Origin of the sequence: Sporosarcina pasteurii, from assembly GCF_041295575.1 — a bacterium.
Classification (GTDB): Bacteria; Bacillota; Bacilli; order Bacillales_A; family Planococcaceae; genus Sporosarcina; species Sporosarcina pasteurii.
The window spans coordinates 2,487,718-2,505,482 of the sequence record NZ_CP160452.1 but is presented as its reverse complement, the minus strand read 5'-3'; the positions used below and the strand labels follow the sequence as shown (position 1 = coordinate 2,505,482).

The window sequence follows — 17,765 nt, the reverse complement described above, 5'->3', positions numbered from 1 at the left end:
TTTTTTATTTTTGAAAAATATAATAATTTCAAGGGATTAGAAAGGATACGGGTGTTGTATGAATTTAAAAGTAATTATATTAGCCATTTCAGCCGTTGCGGTTGGACTTGTGGAGTTGATTGTTGGCGGAATTTTACCGACAATCGCAAAAGATTTAAATATATCGATTGGTACTGCCGGACAACTCATTACGGTGTATGCGCTAGTATATGCCATTGCTGGTCCAGTCCTATTAGTATTAACGAGTAAAATGGAACGCAAAAAAGTCTATCTCGTTTCATTACTTGTATTTATCGCAGGTAATATCATGACATATTTTAGTGCGAACTTTACCTATTTTATGATTGCAAGAGTCGTGACGGCGATGAGTACCGCATTAATTGTCGTATTGTCATTGACCATCGCTACAAAAGTTGTGACACCCTCACAGCAAGCTAGAGCAGTTGGCCTTGTGTATATGGGAATTAGCTCATCACTTGTCCTAGGCGTTCCATTAGGTATTTTAATTTCTGATGCATTTGGCTGGAGAGTAATATTTCTCATTATCGCTATTTTAGCCGTTGGTTCATTTATATTGATCTCATTGTTTTTGGAAAAAATGTCAGGTGGAGATGCGATTCCTTTAAAGGTGCAATTTAAGGCGCTTGCTAGCTTGAAAATGGGTAGTGCACAATTAGCTACGATGTTTTTACTCGCCGGTCATTATACGGTTTATGCTTATCTCACGCCGTACTTGGAAAGCAACTTACAGTTAAATTCTACCTGGGTCAGTGCCGCTTATCTTGTATTTGGAATAGCAGCGATTAGCGGAGGCGCAGTTGGTGGGATACTTTCGGATAAGATTGGCGCTAAGAAAAGTGTACTAATAGTCATTGGATCATTTGCGGTATCATTGTTTGTACTTCCATTTTCGACTTTTTCAATTGTACTATTTACACCGATTATGATTATTTGGGCAATGCTAAGTTGGGCAATTACTCCGCCGCAGCAAAGTTACTTGATTCAAACTGATCCAAGTACGGCAGATATTCAGCAAAGCTTCAATAACTCAGCAATCCAAGTTGGGATTTCAATTGGTTCGGCAATAGGAGGTATCGCGATGGCGCAGGGCGGCCCCGTATCCAATTTGCCATGGATTGGAAGTATCGTCGCTATTATTGCATTGCTATGCGCCATGTTTTCTTTCTCAAGACCTTTTATTTCCGGAGAGTCCGAACAGGAAAAGGTCCAGGGAAGAATAAAAACTGAAAAGGCATAGGGACTGATGATATTTTGTTAATGCCTGTAAAAATGAAAAGAAATCAATAAAATGCTATAACTATAAACGACTAATTTACGGTATACTATAAGCACTAGATTTTTTAGGAAGGAACGAAAAAATGAGTAATGATAATTTTTGGCTAGAATTACCGAAGCCGTTTTTTATATTAGCACCAATGGAAGATGTGACAGATGTTGTATTCCGTCACGTCATTGCAGAAGCCGGTCGGCCTGATGTGTTTTTCACGGAATTTGCGAATACAGCAAGTTATTGTCATCCGGAAGGGACAGAGAGTGTCCGAGGACGTTTGACATTTACTGAAGATGAACAACCAATTGTCGCGCATATTTGGGGAGATAACCCGGAATATTTCAAAGAGATGAGTATTGGCATGAAAGAAATGGGCTTCCGCGGCGTCGATATTAATATGGGCTGTCCCGTTCAAAATGTAGCCGCAAAAGGAAGAGGCGCAGGTTTAATTAACCATCCTGAAACGGCTGCGAAAATTATCCAAGCAGCAAAAGAAGGTGGATTACCTGTAAGTGTAAAAACGCGTATCGGATATAATCATATTGAAGAGTGGCGTGATTGGCTAACGCACATATTAAAACAAGATATTGCGAACTTATCGATTCATTTACGTACACGAAAAGAAGTGAGTAGTGTGCCCGCACATTGGGAACTTATTCCAGAGATTAAAAAGTTGCGTGATGAAATTGCACCCGATACACTACTGACGATAAACGGCGATATTCCAGACCGTGCAAAAGGGATGGAATTAGTAGAGAAGTATGGTGTTGACGGCGTTATGATTGGACGAGGTGTTTTTACAAATCCATTCGCATTTGAAAAAGAGCCGAAAGAGCATAGTGTGAAAGAATATTTAGAGTTGCTATTATTACAACTTGATTTACACGACAAATATGATCGAGAAGTCGAACCTCGTTCATTTAAACCGCTTCTTCGTTTCTTTAAAATTTACATTCGTGGATTTAAAGGCGCGAGTGAATTAAGACATCGATTAATGAGTACGAAATCGACAGATGAAGTAAGAGAGATTGTACAGCCTTATTTAGAAGCCAATTTGGATGAATAAGATTGGGATGACAGTGCGTGACCCAATATTGACCATTCAAAACTGTAAAATTTAAAAGAAAGTCGGTTTTATCAAATTTGATAAAACCGACTTTCTTTTTTTCGCTTTATGCAATTCGTTACAAAATATCCGAGAAAAACAATACAACCGCGATGATTGCAAGAATGGCGACGATTAAAATAGAAACTTTTACAATGCTAACAGGGGATTGTCCGCTAACTTTACCGGTTTGTCCGTTCACTAAGAAACGGTAAACTTTTTGATTAAATTGGAATGAAGAAATCCAAATTGGCAATAAAATATGTTTATACGTAATCTCTTTATAGTTTGTAGTAACATTGACGATTTCGACGACATCTCCGTATTCTTGTCCGTATATGCCGTCTTCAATCCGACTATCAATGATTCTCTGAGCATCATGCCAGCCTTCTTTTAGCGGGATAGAATACCTTTCCGCGAGGAAGCCAGATAAATAAGCAGCGTTATAGTCAACAAGGTCGTTCAAACGAAATGGTTCGATTTTAGTAATGAGACCACTCGTAACATTGCGCGAAGCTTTTACTAATACATCATCAAAAAAAGCTTCATAACGACCATGCTCTGTCCGCCACCTAATTTTTCTTACCTGTTCTGTCACTTGTTTCGGTTTGCCGTCTTCCATTACTGTCCGCGTGACTGTCACATAATAATAGGTGCCGATTCGAACTGTGTACGAGGAATTCGTTTGTGAATCGAATGTCCAATACGGAATATATGCGCCCGAAAGCTTTTTTAACTCATAGGATTGACTCAGTTTCGAAGGTGCAAAATATCGCTTTTTCATCCATGCTTTAAACTTTTCAACAGCTTCATCTTTTGATATTTGAAAAGGGATGACGAGCGCGGGTTTAATTCCTGCATGATGGTCGCTTAAGGAAATATGAGACGAACCACAAAATGAACAAAAATCAGCTACTTTGTCATTGTCCAAAACGGATTCAGCACCACAGTTTTGACAGCTGAATACTCTCTTTTCATCATCCCAACTATGATCATGTTCTTCTAATGCTTGCAAAAAGTCATGTTCAATCGTATTTTCTTGCGTTTTTTCAATTTCTTTTTCAGTTCCGCAAAATGGACATTTCAGCGTACCCGTGGAAGGCTCATAAACGGTATTACCACCGCATGAAGCACATTGAGTCACCTTGGTTTTTTCTGTGACGATTGTTTCTGGCTGTCCATTTTTTTCTACTTCATTCACAATCTCCCCTCATTTCACTAGGTCTCCCTTATCGTCTTCTGTTAAAGGCTTTCACCACAGTCTCCACAAAATTTAGCGTTCGGCCCATTAGAGGAACCGCAGCCTTCGCAAATTTTTTCTGTTACTTGTTTTGTTCCGCACTCTCCGCAAAACTTTGCATCTTTATGAATAGGCGTTTCACAATTTATGCAAGGTACTTTTTCTTTTTGAACGGATTTACCACATTCTCCACAAAATTTTGCCGTGGCATTTATTGTGGCATTACAATGCGGGCAATTGACTTTATTTGCTTCTGGTAGAGAAGCTGTGGTTGCATTTGGTGGTTGTTGATTTCCAGAAAGTGCATTTGTCATCATGCCGCCAAGTGCTGCACCTGCTCCGAGTCCTGCACCTGCACCGGCAAGTCCACCGCCTTCGTTTTGGGCTGCATCTCGAAGTGCTTCAGCTGCTTGGTATTGTTGATATTGTCCGAGATTGCCGAGAACGCCCATAGATGTACGCTTATCCATCGCTTCTTCAACTTCTTTCGGCAATGACAAGTTTTCTATGTAGAGCGATGTAATTTCAAAGCCAAATGCATTGAAACGTTCTTGCATTTTCTCTTTGCCTTGCGTGCTCAGCTCATCGTAATACATAGCCAAATCTAAGGCGGCAATTTGGGATTCTGCAAAAAGATCAGTTAATCCTGATAAAATCATCTTTTTCAAATGATTTTCAATACTGCTCGTATTATAAGAACTACTTGTACCGAAAAGTTCTTTTAAGAAAGTAGTCGGTTCAGAAACACGGTACGAATAAATACCATAACCGCGTAATCGAATCATGCCAAACTCAGGGTCACGCATCATGATTGGATTGGATGTTCCCCATTTTTGGTTAATAAATTGTTTCGTATTGACGAAATAAACATCTGCTTTAAACGGGGAATTAAAACCATGTTTCCACGATTTTAGTTTTGTTAAAATGGGCATGTTTTGTGTCCATAATTGATAACGTCCTGGGCCAAAAACATCTGCGATTTCACCTTCATTAACGAAAATGGCGACTTGAGATTCCCTGACTGTTAATTCTGCCCCCATTTTAATTTCATTGTTGTGTACTGGAAACTTGTAAACCATTGTATTTGAAGTGTTATCTGTCCATTCAATCACTTCGATAAATTGACTTTTAAAAAATCCGAATAACCCCATTTTGAAATCCTCCTAATTGTGATGTATCGTGAAAAATGCATTGCACTTGCGACTACTTTTCACTGTATGTTAGGCAAAAAATCCTATCGTTAAGTATATAATATACGTTCTAAGAATGACAAAGTTTCATTTTAATCGACATAATTTACTAGGAAGATAGATGACCACAATTTGGAGCTAGCTTGTTGTTGCTAACGTTGTAAAATAGAGAGTAGCATCTATCTTGGAATTTAGTTAGTATAGTTAGGTAGTTGATTTTCGGGAGGAATTTATAGATGAATCATAAAAATGATACGGGGACAAGTCGGAAAGGGAAGAGGAGTTTAACTTCTATCCTAGCGATGATTGTCATAGCGGCAGTTATTTATTTTTTTAATCTAGAAGACATTGATGAGGTTGATAGAACAGGATTTATTCCTGTAGAACTTGTCCATACGATAGACGGCGACACGATAAAAATACTATACGAAGGCAAAGAGCGAAACGTTCGCTATTTACTTATTGATACGCCTGAATTAGATCATAAGCAATCTAACCATCAACCATTTGCGGAAGAAGCGACGAAACGCAATGACGAATTGTTGAGAAGTGGAAATGTTGAAATTGAATTTGATGTTGGTGATAGCGAAGATAAGTATGGACGTCTACTGGCGTATGTTTACGTTGACGGTGAAAGTGTGCAACAAACATTGTTGGAAGAAGGATTGGCTAGAGTTGCTTATGTATTTGAGCCAAATACCAAATATATCGATATGTTCAAAGAAACTGAAGCAAAAGCAGAATCAGCAGGACTTGGCGTTTGGTCGATTGAAGGTTATGTGACGAATCGTGGTTTTAAATCTATTGCAAATTGAAGTAATGTTTTGTACAGAAAGAGAAGCAGTTATCGCGATTTTTAATAGAAACTGGAACGGTATAGTAGTTAATACATTTTTGTTTGTTTTAGCATTTGGTTTAGTGTTGCCGTTAAAGTATAAAAAGAAAGTAAATAATTAACTACTCCATTATCGGTCGAGATTGTGGCATAAGGAAGAGAGAGTTTTACTCTTAAAGTAAAACGCTGAATTAATTTCAGTTTTATGTATGGGATAAAGTAAGATATCCCATCCTAGATTCACTTGGTTTTGAAAACTGGAGAAGTACCGAATTCAACACGATATATACGCTCTATAATAGTTATTGTAGATTGTATGATTTGCGCGTTAATTCGGTTTGTGAAATACGCTTTATATCCGTCCAAACATTGATTCATCGGCATTTAACAGACCACTAATTTATATGAAAATTAGTGGTTTTTTGTTTCATATTAGTGTATTGAACGGATAATAATTGGCGAAGGGTTAGGTTTAGCGACATTAAAATAGATTGTTATGGTGCATGAAATAAGTAAAGAGTATTGGTGCATTTTTGCTTGGAATTTGAAAAGTATATTTCAATGGTTGACAATATACCCTCAGGGGTATATGATGTGTATATCAGCAAGAGAAAATAAACATGAAGGAGGCGGTACAAGAGAATTCGTAAGACGTTTAAATAACAAAGTTGATTTTTTATTTAAATTAAAATATACCCACCTAGGTATCCGTGGCGGTTAAAAGGTATAAAAAAATAGTGAAAAGCTAAATTAAATTGATGTCCGTAAAGTGGATGAAGTGAAAGCAGGCCATATTATAGCATGATGAATAGTCCACTTGGAGTACTTGAATTCCGTAAACATGAACTTAATAAAAACAAACCTTATAATAATGAATCTCCTTTCTGTTGGAAGCAGTGATCAAGTAACACAACACCTAGAAAATAAAGGTTTTAATGTGAAAAATATGACTGGTCGCATGCTTTATTGGAAAGGGAAAATTGAGCAGAAAATAATACTCTTGTAGGTATATGGAGGTTTTAAAATGTCGTTAAAAGTAGATGTGAAGTTAGATTGTAAAGGACTTGCATGTCCGATGCCTATTGTCAAAACGAAAAAGGCAATGAATGATGTGAATGATGGTCAAATCATAGAAGTGCAAGCTACAGACAAAGGTTCTACTGCAGATCTAAAAGCGTGGTCGGAAAGTGTTGGACACCAGTATATTGGCACTAAAGAAGAGAATGGTGTCTTACTGCATTATATCCGGAAAAATGACGATGATAATGTAGTAGAAAAGAAATTCGCAAGTACGATTACGAATGGGGAAATAATCGATCGTGCTGCTAGTGGCGGAATAATTCTAGATGTTCGCGAAGAAGCAGAATATGCATTTGGTCATATTGAAGGATCTAAATCAATCCCAATGGGTGAATTAGAAGACCGTTTAGTTGAGCTAGACAAAGATAAAGAAGTGTATGTGATTTGTCGAACTGGAACACGCAGTGATTTAGCTGCACAGAAATTAGCGGAAAAAGGCTTTACAAAAGTGTATAACGTCTTACCAGGAATAGGTTCTTGGCATGGCGATTTATCAAATGAACTTAAATAAACTTAAATAAACTGGAGGAATTTTATTATGTCAAATAAAGTAGCAATTATCGCAAGTAACGGTGGTCTTTTTGACGCTTATAAAGTATTTAATATCGCAACAGCTGCAGCCGCAACAGAAAAAGAAGTTTCCATCTTCTTTACATTTGAGGGGTTAAACTTAATTCATAAACAATCAATGCAACAATTACCGATGCCAGAAGGTCGTGAACATTTTGCTGAGGGATTCGAAAAAGCAAATGTACCGAGCATTCCACAATTAGTGGAAATGGCGCAAGAAATGGGTGTGAAATTTATCGGTTGTCAAATGACGATGGATGTAATGGGCTTAACAAAAGAAGATTTTATTGATGGTATTGAAGTTGGTGGAGCTGTAACATTCCTTGAATTTGCAAAAGATGCAGCACCAAGCTTAACATTCTAAAACTAAAGTAGTTAAATTATGAAACACATACTATCGAATAATTTGGGAAGGGTAAACTCTCTTCCGCTTTAAAAAACTAATGTAATGCCTTAGGGGGTAATAGGATATGTCAGCTATTAAAATGACAGCAGAGCAAATAGCTCGAAAAGTGATTGAAAATAAAGAGTTATTTATTTTAGACGTACGTAACAAAGATGCATTTGAAGATTGGAAAATTGAAGGACACAGCTTTGATTATTTAAATATTCCTTATTTTGATTTGTTAGATGGAGTAGATGAAATCCTACCTAAATTGCCAACAGATAGAGATATATTAGTTGTTTGTGCAAAAGAAGGATCGTCTATTATGGTGGCTGAAATGGTTGCGGAAGCAGGACTAAATGCATTTTACCTTGAAGGTGGAATGAAATCTTGGAGTATGTATCTTGTACCAATAAAAGTTGGTGATTTAACAGGTGGTGGGGAGCTTTATCAGTTTGTTCGTCTAGGTAAAGGTTGCCTTTCCTACATGGTAATATCTGAAGATGAAGCAGCGATTATTGACGCTGTTCGATTTACGGAAGTTTTCACAGACTTTGCGAAAAGTAAAAATGCTGTAATTAAACATGTATTTGATACTCACTTACATGCAGATCATATTTCAGGTGGCCGTCATATCGCACAAGAAACAGGGGCTACTTATTACTTACCACCAAAAGATGCAGAAGAAGTAGTATTCAACTATGCACCTCTTGAAGATGGTTTAACAGTACAAGTTGGTGCTTCTCAAATCGATGTAAGCGCACTTTACTCACCTGGTCATACGATTGGCTCAACGTCATTCATTGTTGATAGCAAGTATTTATTAACAGGCGATATTTTATTCATTGATTCAATTGGAAGACCAGACTTAGCAGGTCTTGCTGAGGATTGGGTGGGTGATCTTCGAGAGACATTATACCGTCGCTATCGAGACTTAGCAGAGGATTTAGTTGTTTTACCAGCTCACTTCATGATTATTGATGAGTTAAACGAAGATGGGACTGTAGCGAAACGTTTAGGTGATTTATTCGCTGAAAACCACGGTTTAAATATTGAAAGTGAAGAAGAGTTTCATCGCACAGTAACAGATAATTTACCACCACAACCGAATGCGTATGAACAAATTCGTCTAGTAAACATGGGTAAAATTACGCCAGAGAATGACGAACAAACAGAAATGGAAATTGGCCCAAACCGCTGTGCAGTACGTTAATATAAGCATTCAATGTGTATAATTGTTAAGCGTTTAAGAGCATTCTTTTCTTATTACTACAATAGATGAATATGAAGGAGACGAATGAAATGGAAGTAAATCAAGTTTTAGACGCAAAAGGTTTAGCATGTCCTATGCCAATTGTACGAACAAAGAAGGCAATGGATACACTGGAATCAGGTCAAGTACTAGAAGTACAAGTAACAGATAAAGGGGCGCTAGCTGACTTAACTGCTTGGTCAGCTGCATCAGGCCATACCCTTTTAGAACATAAAGAAGAGGCAGATGTATTAACGTTCTATATAAAAAAAGCATGAAAATAAAAAGTGAGTTGATATTCGACTCACTTTTATTATTAACAAAAATATAGTAAGCTACTATTTTTAATTTAAGTAGAAAGAGGGAACTACATGGATATATATTATGTGATCCTCCTTTTCGTTATAGGGTTTATTAGCTCATTTCTTTCGGGGATGCTCGGCATTGGGGGCGCAATTGTTAAGTACCCGATGCTTTTAATGATTCCATCGGTATTCGGTTTTCAAGCATTAACAGCACATGAAGTTTCCGGTATTAGCGCGCTTGACGTGCTTTTTGTATCATTTGCAGGTGTCATTGGATTTCGAAAAGGTGGCTATTTAAATAAATCATTAATTACTGTAATGGGCGCATCTGTTTTAGTCGGTACATTTCTTGGTAGTTTTGGTTCACAATATTTAACGGAAGAACAAGTAAACATTGTATATGGAGTATTAGCACTGTTAGCAGCCATCATGATGTTCATTCCCAAAAAGAAAGTTGATGATATACCTATAGCTGATGTCACTTATAACAAAACGCTTGCCGCAATACTCGCATTTATTGTTGGAATTGGTTCTGGTGTAGTTGGTGCTGGTGGAGGTTTTTTATTAATCCCTATTATGTTATTTATTCTTCGGATTCCTACACGAATGACGATAGCATCTAGTTTAGCGATTACGTTTATATCGTCTATTGCTGGTTCGATTGGTAAAATATCAACAGGGCAAGTTGAATATCAGACAGCGATTATTGTGATCATTGCGGGATTAATTGCAGCTCCTATTGGTGCAAAAATCAGTAAGAGAATAAATACAAAGATATTACAAGGAATCTTAGCCGTTTTAATTTTAGGAACAGCGATTAAAATTTGGATTGATATTTTGTAGCAAAAATGATGTGTATGAATGATGGGTATTTTACGATACTAATGAGGAGACAAATATCCTAATACAATAGGAGGATTTTATGGATTTCTACTATACAGTTCTAACATCTAAAACGATTGACGAAGCGATTGCATCTATTGAACAAAATCTTAAAGAAAATAAATTTGGGATACTTTGGCGACTTAACTTGACTGAAACTTTACAGGAAAAAGGTGTGAATAGTTTCAAAAAGCCTTACCAAATTCTTGAAGTTTGCAACCCAGTAGAAGCGGCACGTGTAATCGCGCATAATCCTTTAGTAGGATATTTCTTACCTTGTAAAATTACCGTTTATGAAGAAGAAGGAAAAACAAAAATAGGACTTCCTAAGCCAACTGCTATGATAGGTTTATTAAATGATGCTGAATTAATTTCAATAGCAGAAGAAATAGAAGGAATCCTTATAGATGTATTAGAGAAGAGTAAATAAAGAATCATAGGAATTAACCTAGCGTTGTGGGACACATATAAAACACCCATTTAAGCTACCGCAATGCCAAATTCTATAGGTGTTAGGAAGCCTAATTTATCTTGATGATGAAAGTCACTTCATTAGCTCCAGTTAATGACATTATATAAACTGAGGCATATCATCCACACTAACCTGTACCAACTGTAGAATGGAGATGTTTGTATGGACCTCGCTTGGATATGGAAATCGATATTAATTGTTGTTGGAGGAACACTATTATTAAGAGTAGCTGGAAGAAAGTCCATTTCTCAAATGACACTTGCTCAAACGGTTATTATGGTTGGAATAGGTTCTTTATTAATTCAACCTCTTGCTGGAAAGAATATTTGGACCACTCTTGCAGTAGGAAGTATACTCGTTATTACCCTTATTGTTATGGAGTATGCCCAAGTGAAATCAGATAAAATCGAACAATTTATTACGGGAAAATCCAAAGTACTCATTGAGAATGGGGAAATTAATGAGAAGAATTTGAAGAAAATGCGGTTTACGGTAGACCAAATGGAGATGAAATTACGTCAACAAAATGTAACCTCTATTGAGAAAGTAAAATGGGCAACATTAGAGCCAAATGGACAAGTTGGTTTTGAATTAAAATCAGATGATCAACCTGCCACGAAAAAAGACATTCAATCCCTGCAAAAAGATATCGAACAAATCGCTCGAGCGTTGAATGTAACGATACAGAAGACTCCTTACCCTCAAGATTCCAATCATCATGATATCTTTTCAGAAGTTGCCAAAAAAGAACACAACGACGAACCACCTAAGCATTTACAATAGGCAGTGTAAGTTTTGTCATATGATTTCTTAAATCTATTTCAAATTTAGAAAGGTTAAGGAGGCGGAGAGCCTAATGTTCTAGTACTCAAAGCATCTTCTTCGCAACCATTCATTGAGATCGCTTCATCCTTTACGAATCAAAAAACATAAAAAAAGATTGACATCTGTCTTGAACATGATAATATTCAATTCAATCAGATGTTAAGATACTATATAAAAATCGAATCAACTATATAATTATGAGAAGACGATGAAGTAGTCTGTTTGTGGGCAGTATTTAAGAGACTGGACGGTTGGTGAAAGTTCAGGCAGCAAATAAGATGAATTACGCCGTCTGTTTGTCTCATCACACAATGAAGTGGATGGCTGATTATTTGGCCAATCAATTAGGGTGGTAACGCGGAGAACTCTTCGTCCCTTGTTCAAGGGATTGAAGGGTTTTTTATTTTATCAAAAAAAGGAGCGTTCAATATGTTACGTACTAAATCAGTCATCACCCCCACATTTTTAGAAGCATTTTTATTAGTTCTCACCATTGTCGGGACAATTAGTGTCAGTTTGGTAAAGTTTGATGCTGTTCCACATATTCCTATTTTATTATCTGTGTTACTGCTTATTATTTATGGGCTATTAAAGAAAGTGACGTACAAAGAAGTTGAAAGTGGATTAGTTGAAGGGGCAGGCGCTGGGATGAGCGCAGTATTTCTATTTTTCTTCATAGGCATTTTGGTAAGTAGTTGGATTATGAGTGGAACGATTCCGACACTTATTTATGCAGGGTTTAATATTGTGACGCCAACATACTTTTTTGCAATTGTTTTTGTCGTTACAGCAATTGTCGGGATGTCGGTTGGAAGTTCATTAACCACTGTTGCAACCATTGGTGTGGCTTTTATTGGGATGGCGACGGTGCTTGACGTCTCTCTTCCAATTGCAGCAGGTGCGATTGTGTCTGGCGCATTTTTTGGTGATAAAATGTCGCCACTCTCTGATACGACAAACTTAGCTTCTTCGATTGTTGGGGCGGATTTATTTGAACATATTCGTAATATGGGCTGGACGACAATTCCAGTATTTTTTATTACGCTTATTATATTTGGTTTTTTATCGCCAACTGTAACTAGTGTAGATGTCGGCAAGATTACAAGTTTCCAAGAAGGATTATTACAAACAGGAATGATTCACTGGTATACCATCATTCCGATCATTGTATTATTTGGATTAACGATGTTTAAAATCCCAGCGATGATGACACTTGCAGCAAGTTCATTCAGTGCAATTCTAATTACTTATTTTCATCATACCTATTCAGTAGGTGAAGTTTTTTCAATCATGTTTGGCGGATTTCTGTCCGAAACAGGGATTGAAGAAATCGATGCGCTGTTAACACGTGGTGGAATGGAAAGTATGATGTTTACCGTTTCTTTAGTCTTACTAGCACTTAGTATGGGTGGCTTATTGTTTAAACTGGGCATTGTCCAATGTCTGCTAGCGAAAGTAGAAAGTTTATTACGTAAAGTGTCTTCTGTAATCGCAGCGTCTGCATTGACAGCGATTAGTATTAATATTTTGATTGGTGAACAGTATTTATCCATTTTATTGACAGGACAAGCTTTTCAAAACCAATATGAAAAAGTTGGACTGGCTGGAAAGAATTTAAGTCGGGTTATGGAAGACGCTGGAACTGTTGTGAATCCATTAGTGCCGTGGAGTGTATGTGGAATCTTTATTACAAAAATGCTTGGTGTATCAACACTTGACTATTTACCATTTGCTTTCTTTTGTTTATTATCTCCAATTTTAACCGTATTGTTTGGCTATTTAGGAAAAACGTTAACGTTTCAAACAGTAGCGAAGTAAACCCTTCATTTGACCAGATGGGGGAACGATGAAATAGGTGCGGCTATTGTGAATGAAGCAATCCATGGTAGCATCAAAAAGTGTAAAAGAATAAAACATTGTCTAATGCTTACACGCTAACTTTTATTTAGTCGTGTAGGCATTTTTATTTCATGTATAAGGGGAATGTGTTTCGATAAGGGAGAGCAATCGTATGATGGATTTGGCATGAATCATAATAGATAGTGGTAATGGATTGTAGAAAGGATGTTTAGAAATGAGATTAAGTGTATTAGACCAAGCGCCGATTACAAAAGGACATACAGCACCAGAAGCATTAAAAAATGCGGAAGAGTTAGCGATCTTAGCTGATGAACTCGGTTATTACCGGATGTGGATGGCGGAGCATCATAGCACAAATACTTTTGCAAGTTCTGCACCTGAAGTAACAGCCGCACATTTGGCTGCCAAAACAGAACGAATTCGTCTCGGAACAGGTGGCGTTATGATGATGCATTATTCCCCGTTAAAATTAGCAGAAGTGTTTAAAACATTAAGCGCACTTTCGCCGGGGCGCATTGATTTTGGTGTTGGACGGGCGCCAGGCGGAGATAATCATTCAGTTTATGCACTATCTGAAGGACGCCAACCGATGATGCATAATATGTATGAGAAATTTGAAACCGCATTATCGCTTATTAACGACGAAGTGCCCAAAGACGATTTGTATCATCGAACCATTGCGACCCCTTCTCAAGTTGAATTGCCGGAAGCATGGTTGCTTGGGTCAACAGGAAATAGCGCCATTCAAGCGGGACGTATGGGAGTCGGGTATTCATTCGCACAATTTTTTATGGGCGGCATGACAAAAGAGATTTTAGAAGCCTATCGAAAAAATTTTGAGCCTACTATATTTATGGAGAAACCGGAGATCAAAGTAACGTACATGGTCACAACAGCTGAAACACAAGAAGAGGCTGAGTACGAGGCATTACCGCAAGACATTTGGCGACTGTTATTTACAAAAGGGCAAATCGGTCAAACGATGACACCTGAAGAGGCCGCAAACTTTCCATTAACAGAAATGGACCGCATGACGATCCAAGAAAACCGTAACATCCATATAGTGGGAGCTGCTAAAGAAGTTGCGGCTAAGTTGCGGGAGGAACAGGCGTATTACGGATTTGATGAAGCTATGATTTGTAGTATTCCACATAGCCAGGAAAAGCGGTTGGAAGTATATCGTTTATTGGCGAATGAATTGTTTTAGAAAGGCTATTTCTCCCAATTTAAAATAAAGAAAATCGTTGAAAAGAAATCCTTTCAACGATTTTTTCTTTATCTCTATATTTATGATTACTCTTCCATATTTACAAATATACCTTCTAAGTTCGCTTCTTTCGTAAGCAATCCAGCTTTAGTCATCCAGTCCGCGGTGACTTCCCATACTTCTGCGTCTTGATGGCCAAACTTTCCGTTTTCTTTCATCTTCGGCAGGAGGATGGATAAAGATTCTTTCTCAACTTCTTCAATCAGCGGAAAGTTTGCTTTATCTTGGTGTTTCAATAGGGTAGCAAGAGCCTCATCTGGATTGGCTTCCATGTCATCAAATGCTTTTCTAGCCGCACGCCAAAATGCTTCGATATTCTCTTGTTCATTAGCCCAAGTGTCATCACTCGTTACAACTAGAAGTTCGTAAAACGAGGGCACCCCAAAATCTGTTGGATCTAAGTGACCAGGTTGATAGCCTTCATATTCTAGCATCGGAAATTCATGATTAATGTACATACCGACTGCCGCATCTGCTTTTTCAGATACGATAGATGAACTTAATTCGAAACCGACATCAACCATCGTTACCGAATTAAAATCAGCACCATCTGTTTCCATCATTGTTTGTACCATCGCCTCATTGAGAGGGATTCCAGTAAAGCCAATCGTTTTGCCTTCAAAATCTTTTGGAGATTTAATACCGGTATCATTTAAAAATCCGACATGATTCAGCGGAGATTGAACGAGAACTCCGACAGACTTTACTGCGATATCTTGTTCTGTTTTCGCAATAATGACATCTGGTTGGTAGGTGATGCCCATCGTTACTTTCCCAGCAGCAGCTAAATTAATCGGGTCTGTTGGATTTGCCGGGAACTGAATATCCAACTCAATGCCTTCTTCTTCAAAATAACCTTTTTCTTCAGCTACGTAAAGAAAACTATGTACAGCGTTCGGATACCAATCGAGCATAATACTCACTTTCTCCGTGTCCTCGTTTTTATTACAAGCACTTAGGACGAATAATATCATGATGCTACTTAAAAATAGTTTAATGTTTTTCAACTCTTTGTCCTCCAATTTAACATACGTTTTTCAAGGTGAGTTACACAAATAAATAATAAAATGCCAACAAAAGTCAATACGATAATCGGAGCAAATACGGCTGCCCCGTCAAATTGCGTCATCATGCGACGGCTAAAATAACCAAGTCCAGCCTGTGCACCTAGCCATTCCCCAATAGCTGCACCAATGACGCTCAAAGTCACTGCGACTTTTAATCCTGAGAAAAAGTGGGGGAGTGCCATCGGAATTGAATACTTGAAAAATATATCCTTTTTCGTAGCGCCCATCGTGAGAAATAATTCCTCGTTATCCTTATTTCCAGATGATAGTCCATCAAAGGTATTTACGGTAATTGGGAAAAATGTGATCAATACAGCAACAGCAACTTTACTCCAAATAGTGTAGCCAAACCATAAAACAAAAATGGGGGCTAACGCAATAACGGGTACCATTTGAGAGGCAATTAAAATTGGATATATCGCTCTTTGCACACTGGAATTTAAAGACATCCAAACTGCAATTGCTGTTCCTAAAATGATTGATAGCGTAAGACCCATGACGATAGATAATAAAGTTATGGGTAAATGATCTAGAAAAAGAACTTCTTTTAATTCCCATAGCCGAATGAATATTTGTAAAGGAGACGGTAGAATAAATGCTTTATCGATGATTCTTGCACTTATTTCCCACAAAATTAGGAATCCCACTACAATCAAAAATGAGGCAGTATTTCTCATAAAGCGACCTCACTTTGAAGAGTGCTAAGTAAACGGTCCTTTAATGCCAACATTTCAGGAAGATTTAAATCATTTCTTGTACGTTTACCTTGTAATGGCACAAAGATTTCTTCAACGTCCGTCACAGGTTTATTTTTCAATAACAAAATTCGGTCCGATAGAAAGAGTGCTTCCTCCACATCATGGGTAATGAATAGTATCGTAGATTGTCTTTTTTTCCATTGCTCTAGTAACCATTCTTGCATTGATAATTTAGTAATTGCATCGAGTGCAGAAAAAGGTTCGTCTAATAAAAGAAGTGGATTTCCTGAAAGAACAGCGCGCAAAAATGCAACGCGCTGTTTCATCCCTCCAGATAATTCAGCTGGATATTTATCATCTGTGCCTTCTAATCCAAATTCTTTTAATAAAGGTTGTATTTGTTGATAGGCGGTTTGTTTATCAATCCCATTAATTTCAAGTGGTAAATAGGCGTTTTCCAAAATCGTTCGCCATGGTAAAAGTAAATCTTGTTGGGGCATATACGCTACTTTCCCAAGTCTGTCCCCATTTTTATTTCCTTCAAGTGTAATGTCACCAGTCAATGGATGCTCGAGACCAGTAACTAGCCGGAATATCGTACTTTTTCCAGAACCACTTACACCGACGATGGAAATAAATTCACCTGGATGAACAGAAAATGAAAGGTTTTCTAGTATTTTACGTTTTTCGTCATAGCCAAACGAAACATTGTTAAATGCCAACATCAGCAGTTTCAGCACCTGGCCACATTTGCTTGTTGTTCGCCATATCCCAGAACATATATTCAAATCGTGTCGTATTTAAAAAGATTTCTTCTAATTTTTGTAACTCATGCTCAGGTTTACCTTCCGCCACTTCGTTCATTAAGTCAATGCACCAGCTTGCTAGTTCACCGAAGGCTTCGGAAGAATACATGCGTATCCAGTCGCCATATAATGGGTGGTCTGCTGCACCAGGGATTTCATTTAACTCTTTTCCAATTTCCCAATAACTCCAAGCACACGGTAAAACTGCAGCAACAACTTCTGCAAGTGTCCCTTTTTGACTGACGTGTAACATGTAGTGTGTGTATGCTAGAACAATTGGGGAAGGCTTTGCGTTCTCAAGTTCTTCTTCTGAAATGCCGAATCGCTCAGCATATTTTCGGTGAAGCGCCATCTCCGTATTCAATGTACCTTCAAGTAGTCCAGCGAATTTCCCCATAGTTTCAACATCATCTGCTTTCACTGCGCCGATTGCAAATACTTTTGAGTAATCGATTAAATATAAGTAATCCTGCACCATGTAAAAACGAAAGTTTTCTTGATTAACAGTTCCATCGCCAATCCCTTTTACAAACGGATGATTATGATTCTGTCTCCAAATTGGTAATGTTTTCTCATGCAGGCGGTCAGTAAATTTCATTTCATACCCACTCCCTATTAATTTTTCCAATTAAAAA

18 protein-coding genes are annotated in these 17,765 nt (G+C 37.7%); 12 read left to right on the top strand and 6 right to left on the bottom strand.

The features are described from left to right. Positions 1–58: 58 nt before the first annotated feature. Positions 59–1,258, top strand: coding sequence for an MFS transporter (locus tag AB1H92_RS11900; RefSeq protein ID WP_115362588.1), 1,200 nt, complete (start codon positions 59–61; stop codon positions 1,256–1,258). A 121-nt stretch (positions 1,259–1,379) separates the two neighbouring features. After that, positions 1,380–2,357, top strand: a complete 978-nt coding sequence (locus AB1H92_RS11895; protein WP_115362586.1) for a tRNA-dihydrouridine synthase — start codon at positions 1,380–1,382, stop codon at positions 2,355–2,357. Positions 2,358–2,475: 118 nt separating this feature from the next. Here the strand turns inward: AB1H92_RS11895 and AB1H92_RS11890 are convergent, their stop codons facing one another. Both AB1H92_RS11890 and AB1H92_RS11885 read right to left on the bottom strand, forming a co-directional pair. Continuing rightward, the gene (locus tag AB1H92_RS11890; protein ID WP_115362584.1) at positions 2,476–3,597 is read right to left on the bottom strand and encodes a hypothetical protein; all 1,122 of its coding nucleotides are present in this window, start codon (positions 3,595–3,597) and stop codon (positions 2,476–2,478) included. A gap of 41 nt (positions 3,598–3,638) precedes the next feature. After that, positions 3,639–4,787 (bottom strand): SPFH domain-containing protein, encoded by a 1,149-nt coding sequence (locus tag AB1H92_RS11885; protein WP_115362582.1) that lies wholly within the window; start codon positions 4,785–4,787, stop codon positions 3,639–3,641. A 275-nt stretch (positions 4,788–5,062) separates the two neighbouring features. On the opposite strand from AB1H92_RS11885, the gene AB1H92_RS11880 reads away from it, so the two are divergent. The 10 genes from AB1H92_RS11880 to AB1H92_RS11835 all read left to right on the top strand — a co-directional run bounded on the left by AB1H92_RS11880 (position 5,063) and on the right by AB1H92_RS11835 (position 14,499). Continuing rightward, a complete protein-coding gene (locus tag AB1H92_RS11880) occupies positions 5,063–5,641 on the top strand; it encodes a thermonuclease family protein (protein WP_115362580.1) in 579 nt (192 codons plus the stop codon). A gap of 1,044 nt (positions 5,642–6,685) precedes the next feature. Beyond that, positions 6,686–7,252, top strand: coding sequence for a sulfurtransferase TusA family protein (locus AB1H92_RS11875; protein WP_115362578.1), 567 nt, complete (start codon positions 6,686–6,688; stop codon positions 7,250–7,252). A gap of 27 nt (positions 7,253–7,279) precedes the next feature. After that, a complete protein-coding gene (locus AB1H92_RS11870; RefSeq protein ID WP_115362576.1) occupies positions 7,280–7,675 on the top strand; it encodes a DsrE/DsrF/DrsH-like family protein in 396 nt (131 codons plus the stop codon). A gap of 106 nt (positions 7,676–7,781) precedes the next feature. After that, the gene (locus AB1H92_RS11865; protein WP_115362574.1) at positions 7,782–8,909 is read left to right on the top strand and encodes an MBL fold metallo-hydrolase; all 1,128 of its coding nucleotides are present in this window, start codon (positions 7,782–7,784) and stop codon (positions 8,907–8,909) included. An 89-nt stretch (positions 8,910–8,998) separates the two neighbouring features. After that, positions 8,999–9,226: a sulfurtransferase TusA family protein gene (locus AB1H92_RS11860; protein WP_115362571.1), complete on the top strand. Its 228-nt coding sequence runs from the start codon at positions 8,999–9,001 to the stop codon at positions 9,224–9,226. A gap of 93 nt (positions 9,227–9,319) precedes the next feature. Next, positions 9,320–10,096 (top strand): sulfite exporter TauE/SafE family protein, encoded by a 777-nt coding sequence (locus tag AB1H92_RS11855; RefSeq protein WP_115362569.1) that lies wholly within the window; start codon positions 9,320–9,322, stop codon positions 10,094–10,096. Positions 10,097–10,175: 79 nt separating this feature from the next. Continuing rightward, a complete protein-coding gene (locus AB1H92_RS11850) occupies positions 10,176–10,565 on the top strand; it encodes a DUF302 domain-containing protein (protein WP_115362567.1) in 390 nt (129 codons plus the stop codon). A gap of 204 nt (positions 10,566–10,769) precedes the next feature. Beyond that, complete coding sequence (locus AB1H92_RS11845) at positions 10,770–11,390, top strand: DUF421 domain-containing protein (RefSeq protein WP_115362566.1); 621 nt, start codon at positions 10,770–10,772, stop codon at positions 11,388–11,390. 471 nt (positions 11,391–11,861) lie between these two features. Next, positions 11,862–13,250 carry a Na+/H+ antiporter NhaC gene (nhaC, locus tag AB1H92_RS11840; RefSeq protein WP_115362564.1) on the top strand — a complete coding sequence of 463 codons (1,389 nt, stop codon included), beginning with the start codon at positions 11,862–11,864 and terminating at the stop codon, positions 13,248–13,250. Between the two features lie 256 nt (positions 13,251–13,506). Continuing rightward, positions 13,507–14,499 (top strand): LLM class flavin-dependent oxidoreductase, encoded by a 993-nt coding sequence (locus tag AB1H92_RS11835; RefSeq protein ID WP_115362562.1) that lies wholly within the window; start codon positions 13,507–13,509, stop codon positions 14,497–14,499. An 86-nt stretch (positions 14,500–14,585) separates the two neighbouring features. Here the strand turns inward: AB1H92_RS11835 and AB1H92_RS11830 are convergent, their stop codons facing one another. Genes AB1H92_RS11830 through tenA form a run of 4 tightly spaced genes read right to left on the bottom strand, consistent with a single transcriptional unit; the run spans position 14,586 to position 17,728 of the window. Next, positions 14,586–15,566: an ABC transporter substrate-binding protein gene (locus AB1H92_RS11830; protein WP_311157252.1), complete on the bottom strand. Its 981-nt coding sequence runs from the start codon at positions 15,564–15,566 to the stop codon at positions 14,586–14,588. Continuing rightward, on the bottom strand, positions 15,563–16,303 hold the full coding sequence (locus AB1H92_RS11825; protein ID WP_115362559.1) for an ABC transporter permease: 741 nt from the start codon (positions 16,301–16,303) through the stop codon (positions 15,563–15,565). The genes AB1H92_RS11830 and AB1H92_RS11825 overlap by 4 nt, the downstream gene beginning before the upstream one ends. Next, the gene (locus tag AB1H92_RS11820) at positions 16,300–17,049 is read right to left on the bottom strand and encodes an ABC transporter ATP-binding protein (protein ID WP_115362557.1); all 750 of its coding nucleotides are present in this window, start codon (positions 17,047–17,049) and stop codon (positions 16,300–16,302) included. The genes AB1H92_RS11825 and AB1H92_RS11820 overlap by 4 nt, the downstream gene beginning before the upstream one ends. Continuing rightward, entirely contained in the window at positions 17,036–17,728 is a 693-nt protein-coding gene (gene tenA / locus AB1H92_RS11815; RefSeq protein WP_115364146.1) for a thiaminase II, read from the bottom strand. Before tenA ends, AB1H92_RS11820 begins: the two co-directional genes overlap by 14 nt. Positions 17,729–17,765: the final 37 nt, after the last annotated feature.